General features: G+C 53.3%; 16 protein-coding genes. 5 read left to right on the forward strand and 11 right to left on the reverse strand.

What is annotated here, in order from left to right:
- Nucleotides 1-31: 31 nt before the first annotated feature.
- Together AC0XWG_RS05295 and AC0XWG_RS05300 are read right to left on the reverse strand one after the other, a co-directional pair.
- On the reverse strand, nt 32-721 hold the full coding sequence (locus AC0XWG_RS05295; protein WP_014830302.1) for an LrgB family protein: 690 nt from the start codon (nt 719-721) through the stop codon (nt 32-34).
- Complete coding sequence (locus AC0XWG_RS05300; RefSeq protein ID WP_128348320.1) at nt 714-1,124, reverse strand: CidA/LrgA family protein; 411 nt, start codon at nt 1,122-1,124, stop codon at nt 714-716. Before AC0XWG_RS05300 ends, AC0XWG_RS05295 begins: the two co-directional genes overlap by 8 nt.
- A gap of 101 nt (nt 1,125-1,225) precedes the next feature.
- Between AC0XWG_RS05300 and AC0XWG_RS05305 the strand changes: the two genes are divergently transcribed.
- Nucleotides 1,226-2,113 (forward strand): LysR family transcriptional regulator, encoded by an 888-nt coding sequence (locus AC0XWG_RS05305; RefSeq protein WP_128348321.1) that lies wholly within the window; start codon nt 1,226-1,228, stop codon nt 2,111-2,113.
- Nucleotides 2,114-2,187: 74 nt separating this feature from the next.
- On the opposite strand, the gene AC0XWG_RS05310 is transcribed toward AC0XWG_RS05305, so the two are convergent.
- From AC0XWG_RS05310 to soxR, 4 genes are all read right to left on the reverse strand, one after another.
- Nucleotides 2,188-3,834, reverse strand: coding sequence for a Na+/H+ antiporter (locus AC0XWG_RS05310; RefSeq protein WP_028017922.1), 1,647 nt, complete (start codon nt 3,832-3,834; stop codon nt 2,188-2,190).
- Between the two features lie 150 nt (nt 3,835-3,984).
- The gene (gene ghxP, locus AC0XWG_RS05315; RefSeq protein WP_028017923.1) at nt 3,985-5,334 is read right to left on the reverse strand and encodes a guanine/hypoxanthine transporter GhxP; all 1,350 of its coding nucleotides are present in this window, start codon (nt 5,332-5,334) and stop codon (nt 3,985-3,987) included.
- 294 nt (nt 5,335-5,628) lie between these two features.
- On the reverse strand, nt 5,629-6,300 hold the full coding sequence (locus tag AC0XWG_RS05320) for a glutathione S-transferase family protein (RefSeq protein ID WP_108089408.1): 672 nt from the start codon (nt 6,298-6,300) through the stop codon (nt 5,629-5,631).
- 266 nt (nt 6,301-6,566) lie between these two features.
- Nucleotides 6,567-7,025: a redox-sensitive transcriptional activator SoxR gene (gene soxR / locus AC0XWG_RS05325; RefSeq protein ID WP_023331806.1), complete on the reverse strand. Its 459-nt coding sequence runs from the start codon at nt 7,023-7,025 to the stop codon at nt 6,567-6,569.
- 98 nt (nt 7,026-7,123) lie between these two features.
- On the opposite strand from soxR, the gene soxS reads away from it, so the two are divergent.
- Nucleotides 7,124-7,450, forward strand: coding sequence for a superoxide response transcriptional regulator SoxS (gene soxS, locus AC0XWG_RS05330; RefSeq protein ID WP_013095071.1), 327 nt, complete (start codon nt 7,124-7,126; stop codon nt 7,448-7,450).
- Between the two features lie 6 nt (nt 7,451-7,456).
- On the opposite strand, the gene AC0XWG_RS05335 is transcribed toward soxS, so the two are convergent.
- Together AC0XWG_RS05335 and AC0XWG_RS05340 are read right to left on the reverse strand one after the other, a co-directional pair.
- The gene (locus AC0XWG_RS05335) at nt 7,457-9,022 is read right to left on the reverse strand and encodes an EAL domain-containing protein (protein ID WP_028017925.1); all 1,566 of its coding nucleotides are present in this window, start codon (nt 9,020-9,022) and stop codon (nt 7,457-7,459) included.
- Between the two features lie 340 nt (nt 9,023-9,362).
- Nucleotides 9,363-10,766: a sensor domain-containing diguanylate cyclase gene (locus AC0XWG_RS05340; RefSeq protein ID WP_108089415.1), complete on the reverse strand. Its 1,404-nt coding sequence runs from the start codon at nt 10,764-10,766 to the stop codon at nt 9,363-9,365.
- Here AC0XWG_RS05340 and AC0XWG_RS05345 point away from each other — a divergent pair.
- Together AC0XWG_RS05345 and AC0XWG_RS05350 are read left to right on the forward strand one after the other, a co-directional pair.
- Nucleotides 10,686-10,982 carry a hypothetical protein gene (locus AC0XWG_RS05345; protein ID WP_164989116.1) on the forward strand — a complete coding sequence of 99 codons (297 nt, stop codon included), beginning with the start codon at nt 10,686-10,688 and terminating at the stop codon, nt 10,980-10,982. The two genes, AC0XWG_RS05340 and AC0XWG_RS05345, sit on opposite strands and share 81 nt — an antisense overlap.
- 274 nt (nt 10,983-11,256) lie before the next feature.
- On the forward strand, nt 11,257-11,538 hold the full coding sequence (locus AC0XWG_RS05350) for a YjcB family protein (protein WP_028017927.1): 282 nt from the start codon (nt 11,257-11,259) through the stop codon (nt 11,536-11,538).
- Between the two features lie 60 nt (nt 11,539-11,598).
- On the opposite strand, the gene ssb1 is transcribed toward AC0XWG_RS05350, so the two are convergent.
- Nucleotides 11,599-12,123 carry a single-stranded DNA-binding protein SSB1 gene (gene ssb1 / locus AC0XWG_RS05355; protein WP_257246744.1) on the reverse strand — a complete coding sequence of 175 codons (525 nt, stop codon included), beginning with the start codon at nt 12,121-12,123 and terminating at the stop codon, nt 11,599-11,601.
- Between the two features lie 251 nt (nt 12,124-12,374).
- On the opposite strand from ssb1, the gene uvrA reads away from it, so the two are divergent.
- Nucleotides 12,375-15,197: an excinuclease ABC subunit UvrA gene (gene uvrA / locus AC0XWG_RS05360; RefSeq protein WP_028017928.1), complete on the forward strand. Its 2,823-nt coding sequence runs from the start codon at nt 12,375-12,377 to the stop codon at nt 15,195-15,197.
- A gap of 3 nt (nt 15,198-15,200) precedes the next feature.
- Here uvrA and AC0XWG_RS05365 read toward each other — a convergent pair whose 3' ends face one another.
- Nucleotides 15,201-15,554 carry an MmcQ/YjbR family DNA-binding protein gene (locus tag AC0XWG_RS05365; protein ID WP_028017929.1) on the reverse strand — a complete coding sequence of 118 codons (354 nt, stop codon included), beginning with the start codon at nt 15,552-15,554 and terminating at the stop codon, nt 15,201-15,203.
- Between the two features lie 116 nt (nt 15,555-15,670).
- The gene (gene aphA, locus AC0XWG_RS05370) at nt 15,671-16,384 is read right to left on the reverse strand and encodes an acid phosphatase AphA (RefSeq protein WP_128348324.1); all 714 of its coding nucleotides are present in this window, start codon (nt 16,382-16,384) and stop codon (nt 15,671-15,673) included.
- Between the last annotated feature and the right edge of the window lie 52 nt (nt 16,385-16,436).

Consider the following 16,436-nt stretch of genomic DNA (forward strand, 5'->3'; position numbering starts at 1 on the left):
CTTTCCTCCCCGGTCACTCTGGCCGGGGAATTTAAAACATCACCCACGCCACCAGCGGCGCAATCAGTACCATAACCACACCTGAGAGCATCATCACCAGGCTCGCCACCACGCCCTCCTGCTGACCCAACTCATAGGAACGTGCCGTGCCCGCACCGTGCGACGCCGCGCCAAAGCCCGCGCCTTTCGCCATCCCTTCCCGAATAGACAGCCGCAGAAACAGCATATCGCCCACCGCCATGCCGAAGACGCCAGTGACAACAACAAACAGCGCCACCAGATCCGGCTGTCCGCCAAGCGGTTTGGCCGCGGCCAGCGCAAATGGTGTCGTCACCGAACGTACCGCCAGGCTGCGCTGAATTTCATCGGGCAGCGTAAACAGCCGCGCCAGCCAGACCGAGCTACAGACCGCCACCACCGTGGCGGTGATCACGCCTGCACTGAGTGACATCCAGTGGCGTTTGATAATCGCCAGGTTGTCATACACCGGGACGGCAAAGGCGATAGTCGCCGGCCCCAGCAGCCACAGTAGCCAGTGGGATTCGCCAATGTAGTTCTGCCAGGAGATATGACCGAAGACCAGCATCAACACCAGCAGGATCGGCGTGAAAACCAGCGGCATCAGCGGCAGGGCGTGAAAACGGCGATACAGCCGCTTGTTAGCAAAGTAGATCACCAGCGTCGCAATCAGGCACAAGACGCTTATCTGAAAGTTAGTCATGTTTGTGCCTGCTGATTTCAAAGCGATACACTTTATCCACCACCCAGGCGGTCGCCCCCAGCACCATCAGCGTACTCAGCGCGATGACCGCAAAGATGCGCCAGCCATCCACCATCAGCAGTTGCGCATAGTTCACCACCGCCACCACGGCAGGGACAAAGAACAGCAGCATCTCCGCCAGCAGCCAGCGCGCACCAGCCCGTACCCAATTGAGGGGAATGACGCGACAAAGGATGAGCGTAAGCATCAGCATCATCCCCACCAGGTTGGCTGGCAACGGCAGATGCAACCAGCCGACAAGATATTCGGCAAAAACAAACAGTCCCGCGTAGAGCAGTACCTGAACCGGTACCTGGAGTCGTTGCACAACGGCAGGCGTAACACGGCTTAACGCCATGGCCATGGGGGTTTCCTCAAAAATGAGACGAGGCGCCAGTATAGTGAGCGCACGGTATGGACAGAAATGAATTAAAATCATCAAAGGTATAGTTTCGAGGAATAATCATGGACATAAGAACGCTGCGCTATTTTGTCGAAGTGGTTCGTCAGCAAAGTTTTACCCGCGCAGCGGAGAAGTTGTTTGTTACCCAACCCACAATCAGCAAGATGCTGAAAAACCTCGAAGATGAACTGAACTGCACTTTGCTGATCCGCGACGGGCGCAAGCTGTTACTGACCGATACCGGGCGCGTCGTCTTTGAGCGTGGGCTGGCAATCCTGGCGGAGTTCCGCCAGCTGGAAGCGGAGCTGGACGATATCAATCATATGACGAAAGGTGTGCTTCGTCTCGGCATTCCGCCGATGGTAGGGATGATGATGGCCGGGCCGATTAGCCTTTTTCGTCAGCGCTATCCCGGCGTAGAGCTAAAGATTTCAGAGTTTGGCGGGTTAACCGTCCAGCAGGCGGTTATCAACGGCGAGCTGGACGTGGCGATGACCGCCCTCCCCGTTGAGGAAGAGAGTGGCCTGGCGACACTGCCACTCTTCAGCCATCCACTGTGCGTACTGGTTCCCCGCTCCGGCGACTGGCTGAAGAGAGACTCGGTGAAACCCGAGCTTCTCGGCGAACATCCGCTGCTGATTTACAACGAAGACTTTGCGCTCAGCCGCCAGTTGATGACGTTATTTAATCAACACAACGTGAAGCCGCGCATTGCGGTTCGCAGTGGTCAGTGGGATTTCCTGGCCGCGATGGTGCAGGCAGGCGTGGGGATTGCCATCCTGCCACAACCGATTTGCGAGCGTCTGGATAAAAATACGCTGCGCTGGATCCCGCTGGAGAGCAACCTACACTGGCAGCTGGGGATGATCTGGCGCGAAGGGGTGTATTTGTCGCACAGCGCCCAGGCGTGGCTGGAGTGCTGTGAGGGGTTTTGGATCCCCTCACCCTAACCCTCTCCCACAGGGAGAGGGAACCGATCGAGCACGTAGGCCCGGTAAGCGTAGCGCCACCGGGCAAAAGCGCGTTACTGATTCTCTATCAACAGCGCTTCCAGCAGATCCAGATCGTGCAGCAGCTTTTGCAGCGTTTCGTTACTGATCTGGCGCGTGGCGCGCAGATGGTACAATTCAGCACGCTCTGAACGCAGCGCCGCCAGACGGAACCGGCGTTCGAGGTTCTCCTCCTGCAGCGAACTTTCCACATCGTTACGCCCATCGGCACGGCGACGCAGGTTACCAATCACGCGGGAACTGACTTCCGTCAGCAGCTGATTGTCGATGTTCTCTTCTGCATCGGCAGCCAGACGTTCTTCCATTTTCTGGATTGCCACAATCGCCACTTCGGCAGTCGCCGCACGGGCAATGCGCTCTTCCTTGTGCTGCTGGGTCGAGTCACCGGCGTCAATGTGCTGCAGCAAAATAGGCAACATCACCACGCCAACAAACAGCGAGAACAGAATCACACCTGCCGCCAGGAACACCAGCTCATAGCGCGCCGGGAAGACATCGCCCGTCGGTAGCAGCAATGGAATAGAGAGCACACCGGCGAGGGTAATCGCCCCGCGTACCCCTGCGAAGGAGGCAATCAGCAGTTCACGCGTGGTCCACGAGCCGAACTCCATCGGTTTTTTCGTCAGGAAACGCACGCTGAACTTTTTCATCGTCCACAGCCAACCGAAACGCACCAGCATCAACGCCAGGTAGATCAGCACGATATCGGTAAACAGCATCCAGACTTCAACGTTCGGATCGGCCTCGGCCGCCACCAGCGAGGACTCCATAATGCCTGGCAATTGCAGGCCCAGGAGCAGGAACACCATGCCGTTAAAGACAAATTCCAGCATTGCCCAGGTGCTGTTCGCACGCAGACGCATAGCCAACGGTGCGCGACGCATCACGCCGGAACGGGTGATGGTCATGCCTGCCGCCACCGCCGCCAGAATGCCTGACACGCCGATATGTTCGGCAATCAGATAAGAGGCAAAAGGCAGAAGGAACAGCAGCACGATTTGCGTTGCGGGCTCATCGCCGCCCCAACGGCTGAGGAATCGCAGCGAACGTCCGTACAGCCAGCTCACCACGAAGCCTGCGAGAATACCGCCAATCGCCACCTTGAAGAATTCCAGCGTCGCACCGCCGACGGTAAAGACCATCGTGCCCATCGCAACCGCCACCGCAAACTTCAGGGCGACCAGGCCGGAGGCGTCATTCATCAGCGCCTCACCCTGTAGAATGCCCATAATTTTCTTCGGAATTCGGCCCTCACCCACAATGCCAGAAAGTGCCACAGCATCGGTTGGTGACAGGACGGCGGCCAGCGCAAAAGCGGGAATTAACGGGATACCCGGCACCGCCCAGTAAATCAGAAAACCAATCCCAACCACGGTGACCACCACCAGCGCCAGCGCCAGACCGAAAATCTCTCGCCCGTGCTCAAGGAATTCGCGCGTGGGGGTTTTCCACCCATCTGCAAACAGCAGTGGTGGGATAAACAGCACGAGGAACAGTTCGGGATCGAACTCCACGTGCAGGCCAAACGTCGGCCACGCCAGCAGCGCGCCGATGGCAATTTGCATTAATGGAAGAGGGACCTGAAAGGGCAGTACGCGTGTAACTACCCCAGATAGCGAGACCACAAGGGTCATGATGAGTATTGTGAAGAAGATTTCCATGCGTTCCCTGTTTGCTGTGTTGCTTATGTACTCCGGAAGGCGTCGTGCCTTTTATTCTATCTTCCCCAGAGTAACGCAAAAGGCAACAGGATGAGTCCTGAAAATAAAAACGGGCGGCCTGAGCCACCCGTTTTCGCATCAAAGGACAACTTAGATTGCCCAACCGCCCGCGTAGAACGCCACCAGCGCAACGGCGATCACCACCGTGCCGATGTTCAGTTTGCGCCACTCGCCAGAGACCAGACGACCAATCACCAGCGATGCAAAACCGATCATAATGCCGGTCACGATGTTACAGGTCAGTACGATAAATACTGCGGTGATGAGGCCGGACATCGCATCCACAAAGTCAGCAAAGTCGATTTTTGCCACGTTGCTCAGCATCAGCAAACCAACGTACATCAGCGCTGGTGCGGTCGCATACGCCGGAACCAGATAAGAGAGCGGAGAAAGGAACAGGATCAGCAGGAACAGCACGCCGACGGTGATCGCCGTCAGGCCGGTTTTACCGCCTGCCGCCGTACCCGCTGCGGACTCGATGTATACTGCAGCCGGCGCCGCACCCACCAGACCAGAGAAGACGCTGCTCAGGGAGTCGGTCGTCAGCGCTTTTCCACCATCAATAATCTGACCGTCTTTATCCAGCAGATTCGCTTGTCCCGCTACCGCGCGGATAGTACCGGTTGCATCAAATACGGCAGTCATCACCAGCGCCAGCACGCTTGGCAGGATCACCGGGTTCAGCGCGCCGACGATATCCAGGCTACCAATCAGGGAGTTGCCTTTGTCATCGCTCAGCGACGGCATGGCGAAAATCCCGGAGAAGTGGACGTTAGGATCGAAAATCAGGCCGACAATAGAAACCCCGATAATGGTCAGCAGAATACCGCCCGGGACTTTCAGTTTTTCCAGACCGATAATCACCGCCAGGCCAATCAAAGACATAATCACCGGGAAGCTCGCGAAGTGGCCGAGCGCAACCGGCAGACCGTCCAGCGGGTTCTTGATGACCAGACCGACGCCGTTGGCGGCAATCAGCAGCAGGAACAGGCCGATACCGATACCCGTACCGTGCGCTACGCCGTGCGGCAGGTTGCGCAAAATCCAGCTACGGATGCCGGTCGCTGAAATAACGGTAAACAGCACACCCATCAGGAACACGGCACCCAACGCAACCGGTACGCTGATGTGTTGACCCAGCACCAGACTGAATGCGGTAAACGCCGTCAGAGAGATAGCGCAACCAATTGCCAGCGGCAGGTTCGCCCACAGGCCCATCACGATGGAGCCCACACCGGCCACAAGGCAGGTAGCAACAAAGACAGCTGCAGGCGGGAAGCCCGCTTTGCCCAGCATGCCCGGCACAACAATGACGGAGTAAACCATCGCCAGGAACGTTGTCAGACCGGCAACGACTTCCTGGCGCACGGTGCTGCCGCGAGCCGAAATTTTAAACATGGCGTCAAGTGAACCGCCAGTACGCGCAGATGGCGTAGACATAGAAAACATCCCCTGAGAGTTTTTTAGAAAGTCCGTAAGCGTGGTGGAGACGCCACTGCCAGCTAAACGTCAAATCCTTGAGTTGCGTTGGTGACGAAAGGGCGTCACATAAAAAGCAAACGTTTAGCTCCGCGCTTACAAACGGGTGGTCAAATTAAGGCAAACGATTATCTAGCCTAATCACCGCCCTTTTCAACTGAACTTTGTCGTTTTTCGCTAAAATTCACTTATGACGCTGAAGAAATAAACAGAGGATGCGCAAACGTTATCGTTTATGCGCAATTTGTTTACATTTCAATCGTCCCCCGGGATAGATAACGGCCCACCTTGTTCCAGCGTTCTTTTCCACCCGGGGCTGTTCTCAACCTTTTTCTTCCATGCCTGAATATGCGGCAGATTATTGATGCCACCGCGCGCCAGCAGGGCAAAAATCGGGAAACTCATCTGGATGTCGGCCATGCTGAGCGAATCCCCGGCAAACCAGCTGTTTTTAGCAAGATGCGACTCAATAAAGCGCGCATGGGTTTCCAGCTGGCGGTTAAGATAGGCTTTTTGCACTCCCTGTCCCAGCGCTTTGCCCAGCGTTCGGATACCAAACGGCACAGGGGGTTTACCGAGGCTGTTAAACACCAGCCTCATGAGTAACAGCGGCATCAGCGACCCTTCGGCATAATGCAGCCAGAAGCGGTATTGCACCTTATGAGCGGGATCCAAGGGTTTCAACCGAGAGCCGGGATCGTACGTTTCCTGCAAATACTCCAGAATGGCGCCTGACTCCGCCAGAATCAGGCCATTATCTTCGACGACCGGCGATTTGCCCAACGGGTGCACTTTTTTGAGGGACTCAGGAGCCAGCATGTTCTTTTCGCGCTGGTAGTGAATGATCTCATAAGGCAGGGCGAGTTCTTCCAGCGCCCAGATCACACGATGTGAGCGCGACTGGTTAAGGTGATGTACCGTAAGCATGGTTGTCTCCTGTTATTCATACTTTTTAACTATAGAAAATCGAACAACACCGCGAAAAAAATTCGGCTAAAAAACAACCGACGTGGCTGGCGAAATGACGGGGCTTGCATAGAATTAAAGTGTCAGCACAATCCGGAACCTCCCCAACCAGCTCGACATGAGGGGTGCTGATGTCGGGGGAAACCCTCCCGTGAACCAGCGGGATAGAGAGAAAGACAAAGACCGGGAAAAACTAAAGCGCCCTTATGTGGCGCTTTAGTTCTTTATTAATCCTCTTCCAGCAACCGCGCCCCCGTTCCCTGTTCACCCAGCCTGTCGCCCGGGTTACGCAACGGACAATCGCTCCGGGACAAACAGCCGCAACCAATGCAGCCATCCAGCTCGTCACGCAGCGCGACCAGCGTATGGATACGCCTGTCCAGCTCTTCACGCCACTGGGACGAAAGCTCCTTCCACTCTTTCGGGCTCAGCGTGTGACCTTCCGGCAGCACGCCAAATGCCTCGCCAATAGTGGCCAGGGGAATTCCGATTCTCTGCGCAATTTTGATAATCGCCACATAGCGAAGCACGTCGCGGGTATAGCGGCGCTGGTTTCCACCGTTACGGATACTCTTGATTAACCCTTTGCTTTCATAGAAGTGGAGCGCCGATACTGCAACACCGCTTCGCTTTGCCACTTCACCTGGAGTTAACAGCGCTTTAATTCGCGGCAGTCTCTTTTCCATAAAACCTCTTTACCTCAAGTTAACTTGAGGAATTATACTCCCCCGCAGAGAAAACGACGAATCAACCAGGAAAGTTGTATCTACAGAGGGGCAACCGTATGTCACATCAGCAGATTATTCAGACACTTATTGAATGGATTGATGAACATATCGACCAACCGTTGAACATTGATGTGGTCGCTAAAAAATCGGGCTATTCGAAATGGTATTTACAGAGGATGTTCCGGACGGTTATGCATCAGACGTTGGGTGAGTACATTCGTCAGCGCAGACTGCTGCTGGCAGCCCAGGCGCTACGCTCAACGCAGCGGCCCATTTTTGATATCGCGATGGATCTTGGTTATGTGTCGCAACAAACCTTTTCCCGCGTGTTCCGTCGCGAATTTGACCGTACGCCGAGCGATTATCGCCACCAGTTGAATTAATCACTATCAATGCAAAGGTTGCTGCTGCCAGGTCATAAACTCCTGGGGCGGCATCGCTTTCGCGAAGTGCCATCCCTGACAGAACTGAACACCGCGCTTCAACAACCAACCGACCTGCTCTGCCGTCTCTACCCCTTCCGCAATGGTTTTCAGGCGCAGGCTTTGTGCCATCTCAATAATATGCTCGGCGATCAAGTGACTGGTGCTGTTGGTCGTTAAGGTGTCGATAAAGGATTTGTCGATTTTGAGGATATCAACGTTCAGCGAATAGAGGTTATGCAGGTTAGAGTAACCCGTCCCGAAATCATCAATTGCGACTTCATAACCTGCCTGACGGAAAGCCTGAATCACCGGTGTGGTTTTTGGCACATCAATAAACCCGCGTTCCGTCACCTCAATCTTGATTTGCTGGGCACGCACGTCATAGTGGCGGGCCTTGTCAGAAATCATGGCGATCAGCCGCGAGGAGTGGAAATCCGTGGCCGACAGGTTAATCGAGATATAGAGGTGCGGATGTGCGGCCAGAAAATGGCCCAGATCGCTGAACACCTCCTCAACAACATAATCCGTTATCCGCTCGCTCATTCCCTCTTTTTCAGCCAGCGGAATAAACTCTGCCGGGCTCATTACCTGTCCGTTAAAACCAGGCCAGCGTAACAACGCCTCAGCCCCCACACACTGATTGTTCTTGATATCAATGATCGGCTGATAGTGCAGGCAAAGCTGGCGTTTGTTCAGCGCCCGTTGCAGCAAGCGCCCAGGGGAATTGAGTTCACGATGGGTACGCGACCATACCAGCAAAATAATAATGCTGCAGATCATCCCCAGTGGCAGCGTCAATGTCGCCTGATGATAAAGCGTTTCATAAAAGCGTTTATTCGATGTTGACACAATAGCCGCAATCGGTCTTTTTGGCGATTTTACGACGGTATAAAAACGGTTATCTTTTTGAAATACCGATTCCTTATCCCGAATCATCGAATTTAATAAAGAAACATTGGCTTTTTGGCTAACGGAAAAGAATGCATTGGTTATCGTGTCGTACACTCCCCATGAAAGGGAATGATCGTTTGACATCACTTCGCTGTACGAAAGCGGATTGACCACCACCACATAATTCCCACGCTGCATATATGTCATTTTATAGCCAGTATAAAATGGGGTATCGCGATAATAATAGATAGCGACATCCGGTTTACGCGTGTAATTGGCGACGGAAATTGAGTAGGGGTGTTCCGGTGTAAAAACGGTCGAACAAAGAAAATTCTGACCTTCGGCATAAATTAAATCGGCGACAAACAGACGGCCACGAACAACGTTCAGCATATATTGACGATGTCCCGGCGTACAAAGTTCGCCCTGGTATTTTACCGCCTCGTCCCGGGCCAGTTCAACCTGTTGAATAACCAGTTCTGTTTTGTCTAAAGCCAGTTCTGCAAAGGTACGTAGCTGAGCACTTGTTTCCGATACGGCTCTTAGCTGGGCAAACCATAGCGCAAGCATCACCGGTAGCATAACTACCATGATGATCCCTACCACCCTGAGCATCTTGCGCCGCGCGCTACGATTCATTTCCCGCCCTATATCCCTGCATGTTGTACGCCTGTAGTAATGAAGGCCGGATGCTTTGCTAAACAGGTGATTACGTTGCATGAATCATGCGAAGTTAGCAACTGACTTTTAGTATTAAAAATCTTAAATTTCGTTATGACGATAATATTTTCCCGTAAGCTAAACTGTAAGTATTCGTTCCGTTTCAATTAAGGAAAATATTTACCCATCCCGTAAGGGATGGTGCGAAGATAACACAACAGAGGATCGTTGATTAAGCCAAACTTTGGACAGCATGAAAAAAGCACAACTTCTTAATGAAATTTCATGCTATTTTTTCGGGTGTATTTTGTTCGCTGATTTATAAATAGCCAGCTGCCACTACCGTTTTTCCCCGTCCCGTACGCTTGGCGTCATATAATGCTTTATCCGCTCGTGTCAGCAATGCCGATGTATCGAACTGATCCCCGCACACCTCCACGACTCCTGCACTAAACGACAGCTCCAGTTTTTTCTCTCCAACCCTCAGCGGTTTGGTTTTCAGCGTGGTATGCAGCCTGGCGGACAGTTGCGCCGCGTCATGACAATGAGTTTGCGCCAGCAGAAGCAAAAACTCCTCCCCTCCCACGCGCCCTAATGCAGAATCTGAAGGGGCTAACTCACGGATACAATCACAAAAGTGAAGAAGCGCCGCATCACCTACCTGGTGTCCCCACTCATCATTGATTTGTTTGAAAAAATCCAGGTCAAACATCAGAACAGAAAAATGGCTGTTAGGCTCCCGCCTGGCATTTGCGGATTGCGCGAGTTCCAGCTGCTGCAAAATCGCCGAACGGTTAAAACAGCCGGTGAGATCGTCGATAGTGGCTTTCACTTCCAGCTGCTGTTCTGCTTTCTTCCGCTCGGTAATGTCGAGCCCAATATTCAGGATAGAGTTGTCTGGCAACAGAATGTTTGACCACAATACGGTCAACTTCGTACCGTCTTTACGTAGCGGATGCCACTCATACATGTCCTTGAGTGGAGAGACATTTACCGACTCTCTTACCCGACGCCGCTCTTCAGGGTCTGGATAAAACAGCGAGAGTGGATCGGCATGAGCCCCGATCTCCGCCATCGTCCAGCCAAATACTTTTTCGCACTCGGCATTCCACAATACGCAGCGGTTAAATTTGTCGAAAGAGTTCATTAAAACCGGCGCCCGTTCAAACAGAGTCTTATATTGTGTCACGACACGCTGCATTTCCTGTGCAGTTTTCTCGCGGGCAATAATTTCCTCAAAATAGTCTTTTAATTTTTCGACCAGCACCACGACGATATTTTTCAGGATCGGCAGAGAATACAATTTCTCATCGAATGCTAAAAAAAAATATCCCCTGCAATGCCAGTCATGGGTTGAAAGTTTGCATAACACCCCGCTTTGCAATTGCGTATAGCCTGGGTGCTGCGGAGGAAATAAGGCGCGGCCAATATTCTCTTTCCAGTAGATCACCCGCCATGATCGGTGATGCCGCTGGAGCAGGGTACCTGCCAGAAAATCGGCGGCTTCAAAAGAGTGGCAGGCCACCTCACCCGCGCAGACGACACGGTGCAGCCCGTCATTATCATTAACGCTTACCCAGGCCAGGCTCGCCCCAAGCGAGCGATTGATCGTCTCCAGCATTTCTGCCAGTGAGCACTGAGTGTGAAGCTGGGGCATCAACTTAGCCAGCGCATGCAAAGCCTGCATGCTGTCATTAACAATCTCACATCGTTTTTTTTTCATCTTTTTGCCGATTATCACGCGATAAACCGGACGCAACTGTCTTCAGGTTCAAAAACCGGTCAGCCAGAGCTGGAGGCTGAAAATCAGCACAACGAAATGAAACGACTGTTGTGTGTAATTAAAAACGGACAAAGAAATAAAAATAATAATAAAATTCAAAAACCTGAAAGGTTAGCTGCGAGTAAATTAATATGTCCACTCAAGCATAATCTATAGGTTTATTGCTGTAAACGTTGTACAACAGGCGCCGTCTTGCAGAGGTTTTGCTATCTCGATGAATTCATTATGAAGAGTAGGGGAAAAGGGTTTCTTAGCCAGCAAAGATATATTTTCTATCTGATACCTATCCATTTCATACAGCTATGAATCCTTCAATTTTCATCATCCTGACACTGGCGAATAAATCATCAAACGTGATATAGTTCACATATCTTATGTAATTAAAAACACTGTTTCATTCAGTGAGTCTGTTTTGTAGAGGATGGGTTTTATGGCAACCATTACTACCAGCATGGTTCTCTTACGCTGGCCGTTGTTGAGTGCGGTATTGATGTTTTTAGCCAGTACGCTGAACATTCAGTTTCGTAAGTCTGATTACGCTGGCCTTGCTATCATCAGCACCCTGCTTGGGCTGGGTGCTGCCTGCTGGTTTGCAACGGGCCTGCTTGGCATCACCCTGCTGGATATCGCTGCCGTCTGGGAAAATATTAAAGTGGTGATGGTTGAAGCGATGAGCCACACGCCACCAGACTGGCCGATGGTGATTACCTGATCCCTTACGGAATAAAAAACCCAGACTATTGTCTGGGTTTTTTGTTTGGATATCAGGGGATCAGAACGGAATATCGTCGTCGAAATCCATTGGCGGTTCGTTAGACGGTGCAGGAGCAGACTGCTGCTGCGGGCGGGACTGTGCGCCACCGCTAAACTGGTTGCCACCCTGCGGCTGCTGAGGCTGACCCCAACCGCCCTGCTGCTGGCCGCCACCTGCTGGTGCGCCACCGCCCTGACGGCCACCCAGCATCTGCATGGTGCCGCCAACGTTTACCACAACTTCAGTAGTGTATTTATCAGCGCCGGACTGATCGGTCCATTTGCGGGTACGCAGCTGGCCTTCGATATACACCTGAGAACCTTTACGCAGATATTCACCGGCCACTTCTGCCAGTTTGCCAAACAGCACAACGCGGTGCCATTCAGTCTGCTCTTTCATCTCACCGGTCGCTTTATCACGCCAGGATTCGGAAGTAGCCAGCGTAATGTTGGCAACTGCGCCACCACTCGGCATGTAGCGTACTTCCGGGTCCTGGCCCAGATTACCGACGAGAATCACCTTGTTTACGCCTCTGCTGGCCATGTTCGTGTCTCCTGAATACGTTTCTTAATAGTGTAAACGCGCGAGTGTACCATTTCCACGCTGCATTTTGATAGCTGCGAGATGGATTCCAGAGTTCTCGTGCGAACGCTACATTGTTACATAGCCAATCGGAAAATGCATTCCAATACTGTATATTCAAACAGGTTAAATTGTGTCATAATTAGCCGTTTCTGACAGCCGTTTGTCCTTCAAACAAACCAGGCAATCCGTGTTCCAACCGGGAAAGGTGAATGGATAAGATCGAAGTTCGGGGCGCCCGCACCCACAATCTCAAGAATATCAACCTCATAATCCCTCGCGACAAGCTGATTGTCGTGACTGGGCTTTCGGGGTCTGGCAAATCCTCACTGGCTTTCGACACTTTATATGCCGAAGGACAGCGTCGTTACGTTGAATCACTCTCTGCGTACGCGCGTCAGTTCCTGTCGTTGATGGAAAAACCGGATGTCGACCACATTGAAGGGTTGTCTCCTGCTATCTCTATTGAGCAGAAGTCTACCTCGCACAACCCGCGTTCAACGGTCGGTACCATTACCGAAATTCACGACTACCTGCGTCTGCTGTATGCCCGTGTGGGTGAGCCGCGCTGCCCGGACCACGACGTCCCGCTGGCGGCCCAGACCGTGAGCCAGATGGTGGATAACGTGCTGTCGCAGCCGGAAGGCAAACGCCTGATGCTGCTGGCACCCATCATTAAAGAGCGTAAAGGCGAACACACCAAAACGCTGGAAAACCTCGCAAGCCAGGGTTATATCCGCGCCCGTATCGACGGTGAAGTGTGTGATCTGTCAGATCCCCCCAAGCTGGAGCTGCAGAAAAAGCACACCATCGAAGTGGTGATTGACCGCTTCAAAGTACGTGACGATCTCGCGACGCGTCTGGCGGAATCCTTTGAAACGGCGCTGGAACTCTCCGGCGGCACGGCCGTGGTCTCCGACATGGACGATCCGAAAGCAGAAGAGCTGCTCTTCTCCGCTAACTTTGCCTGCCCGATTTGCGGCTACAGCATGCGCGAGCTGGAACCGCGCCTGTTCTCCTTTAATAACCCGGCGGGCGCGTGCCCGACGTGTGACGGCCTTGGCGTTCAGCAGTATTTCGACCCGGACCGAGTGATCCAGAACCCGGAGCTGTCTCTGGCGGGCGGTGCCATTCGCGGCTGGGACAAGCGTAACTTCTACTACTTCCAGATGCTGAAATCGCTGGCAGAGCACTATAAGTTCGATGTTGAAGCCCCGTGGGCCAGCCTGAGCCCGAGTGTGCACAAAGTGATCCTGTTCGGTTCCGGCAAAGAGAACATCGAGTTCAAGTACATGAACGATCGCGGTGATACCTCTGTGCGTCGCCATCCGTTTGAAGGTGTGCTGCACAACATGGAGCGCCGCTACAAAGAGACCGAATCCAGCGCGGTACGCGAAGAACTGGCGAAATTCATCAGCAACCGCTCGTGCGCCACCTGTGACGGCACGCGTCTGCGTCGCGAAGCGCGCCACGTCTTTGTCGAAAATACGGCGCTGCCGACCATCTCAGACATGAGCATCGGCCACGCGATGGACTTCTTCAACAACCTGAAGCTCTCCGGACAGCGCGCGAAAATCGCCGAGAAAGTGCTGAAAGAGATCGGAGATCGTTTGAAATTCCTGGTGAACGTCGGCCTGAACTACCTGACGCTTTCACGCTCCGCTGAAACGCTCTCCGGCGGTGAAGCCCAGCGTATCCGTCTTGCCAGCCAGATCGGCGCAGGTTTAGTCGGCGTGATGTACGTCCTGGATGAGCCGTCTATCGGCCTGCACCAGCGTGATAACGAACGTCTGCTCGGCACGCTGATCCACCTGCGTAACCTCGGTAACACGGTAATTGTGGTTGAGCACGACGAAGACGCGATCCGCGCCGCTGACCACGTTATCGACATTGGCCCGGGCGCAGGCGTGCATGGCGGCCAGGTGGTCGCGGAAGGGACGCTGAAAGATATCATGGCGGTACCTGAATCGTTGACCGGCCAGTACATGAGCGGCAAGCGCAAGATCGACGTGCCGAAACAGCGCGTGGCAGCAAACCCGGAAAAAGTCCTGAAGCTGACCGGTGCACGCGGCAACAACCTGAAAGACGTCACCCTGACGCTGCCTGTCGGGCTGTTTACCTGTATTACTGGCGTGTCCGGTTCCGGCAAATCAACGCTTATCAACGATACGCTATTCCCGATTGCACAGACGGCACTGAACGGCGCAACGCTTGCCGAGCCAGCACCGTACCGCGATATTCAGGGCCTGGAGCATTTCGACAAGGTTATCGACATCGACCAGAGCCCGATTGGCCGTACCCCACGTTCTAACCCGGCGACCTATACTGGCGTCTTTACGCCTGTACGTGAACTCTTTGCTGGCGTACCGGAATCTCGTTCACGCGGCTATACACCAGGACGTTTCAGCTTCAACGTGCGTGGTGGGCGCTGTGAAGCGTGCCAGGGCGACGGAGTGATCAAAGTTGAGATGCACTTCCTGCCGGATATCTACGTGCCGTGCGACCAGTGCAAAGGCAAACGCTATAACCGCGAAACGCTGGAAATTAAGTACAAAGGCAAGACTATCCATGAAGTGCTGGATATGACCATTGAAGAAGCACGCGAGTTCTTCGATGCCGTCCCGGCGCTGGCGCGTAAGCTGCAAACGTTAATGGATGTGGGGCTGACCTATATCCGTCTCGGACAGTCAGCAACGACGCTCTCGGGTGGTGAAGCGCAGCGCGTGAAGCTGGCGCGTGAGCTGTCGAAACGCGGCACCGGTCAGACGCTCTACATTCTGGATGAGCCAACCACCGGCCTGCACTTTGCCGATATCCAGCAGTTGCTGGACGTTCTGCATCAGCTCAGAGACCAGGGCAACACCATTGTGGTCATTGAACACAACCTGGACGTGATTAAAACCGCGGACTGGATTGTCGATCTTGGCCCGGAAGGCGGTAGCGGTGGCGGTGAAATCCTCGTCTCCGGTACGCCAGAGACCGTTGCAGAGTGCGAAGCCTCGCACACCGCACGCTTCCTTAAACCGTTGCTGTAATTGTCACACGGAAAGCTGCTGTCGGGTCGTTTCCGGCAGCAGTTCAACCGCCTGCTTGTACGATGCATCCACCAGATAGTAAATTTGCGAGCCCGGCAGAGAACCGTCGAGGTAGACAGTGCTCCAGTGAGCCTTGTTGAGATGCTGGCTCGGTCGGACGTCATGGTGCTGCTGGCGTAATAAATCAGCCAGTTCCGGGCTGGTTTTCAGTGCAGCCGCCGGACGGCCTTCAACCTCTTTCACCATCGCAAACAGCACGTCACCCACTTTGATCTGCGTGGCTTTCCAGTCGCTGTGGACGCTTTGTTCCGCGCCGGGCTTACTCATGCAGTACTGGAGTATCTCCGAAATTGTCATCTTAGCTCCCCTCTAAATGGGTTGGACACGGCCTGAGTTCCTGCCTCTTTAAGTGTGCAGCAAGACGACAAAAGGTAAACCCGGCAGGCGTGATTTGTACAAAAAACCAGCATACCTCAGTATTCAGAATTAACAATCACCTCTTCACCAAATTTCCCGGCCATCGGCAGTGGTCGATAGGTCGAATTAGAGGCGCGTAACACCCTGATCCCTCTTGCCCCTACATCATGCGCAGCGGTGATATCGTTATCAGAATCGCCATAAAACACTTTGATATTTTTCTGCTCCAGCCACTGCGTTTTGCTGTTCTGACCGGGTTTATCTCCCGCAAAAATGACCGGATTCATGTTGGCGGCAGGGATCAGAAAATCATCCTGCAAGGTTTTAGATACTGTTTCCGTTTTGGTCTGGCTGCGTCCGGTAACAAAGTAAATGCTGTCGCCGCGCTTAACATGCATGGCAATAAGCGATCGGGCGATCTCTTTCGGGATACTGAACTCATCCCAGCCGTTGTTCATTTTTTCCCAGAACTCCGGGTTTTTCAGATAGTCTTCGCTGTCCGGTGAATATGTTTTCTTACCGCGCCAGAAACCCGGGCTTGAGAACAGGACGGTATCGTCAATATCGAAGCCCACGGCCATTGGCGGACGCCCCATCAGACTATTTTCGATTTGTGCCACAGAGACCCAGTGAACAGGCGCCTGCTCGGCAAGGATGGCGGCGGTGGTTCCGGTGTAAAGCGGCGTCGGTGCGGAAGCTCGCGCAACGACTGCGCTATTAAGCGAGAACAATAAGCAGGCGGCGCTGAGCGCCAGTGTGATCTTGCGCATGTTTTCCCCTGAATATTCAGTTTGTTATCGTTTTATTTTGAGCGAATGGTCA

This window comes from Enterobacter sp. DVT3837 (assembly GCF_056238685.1).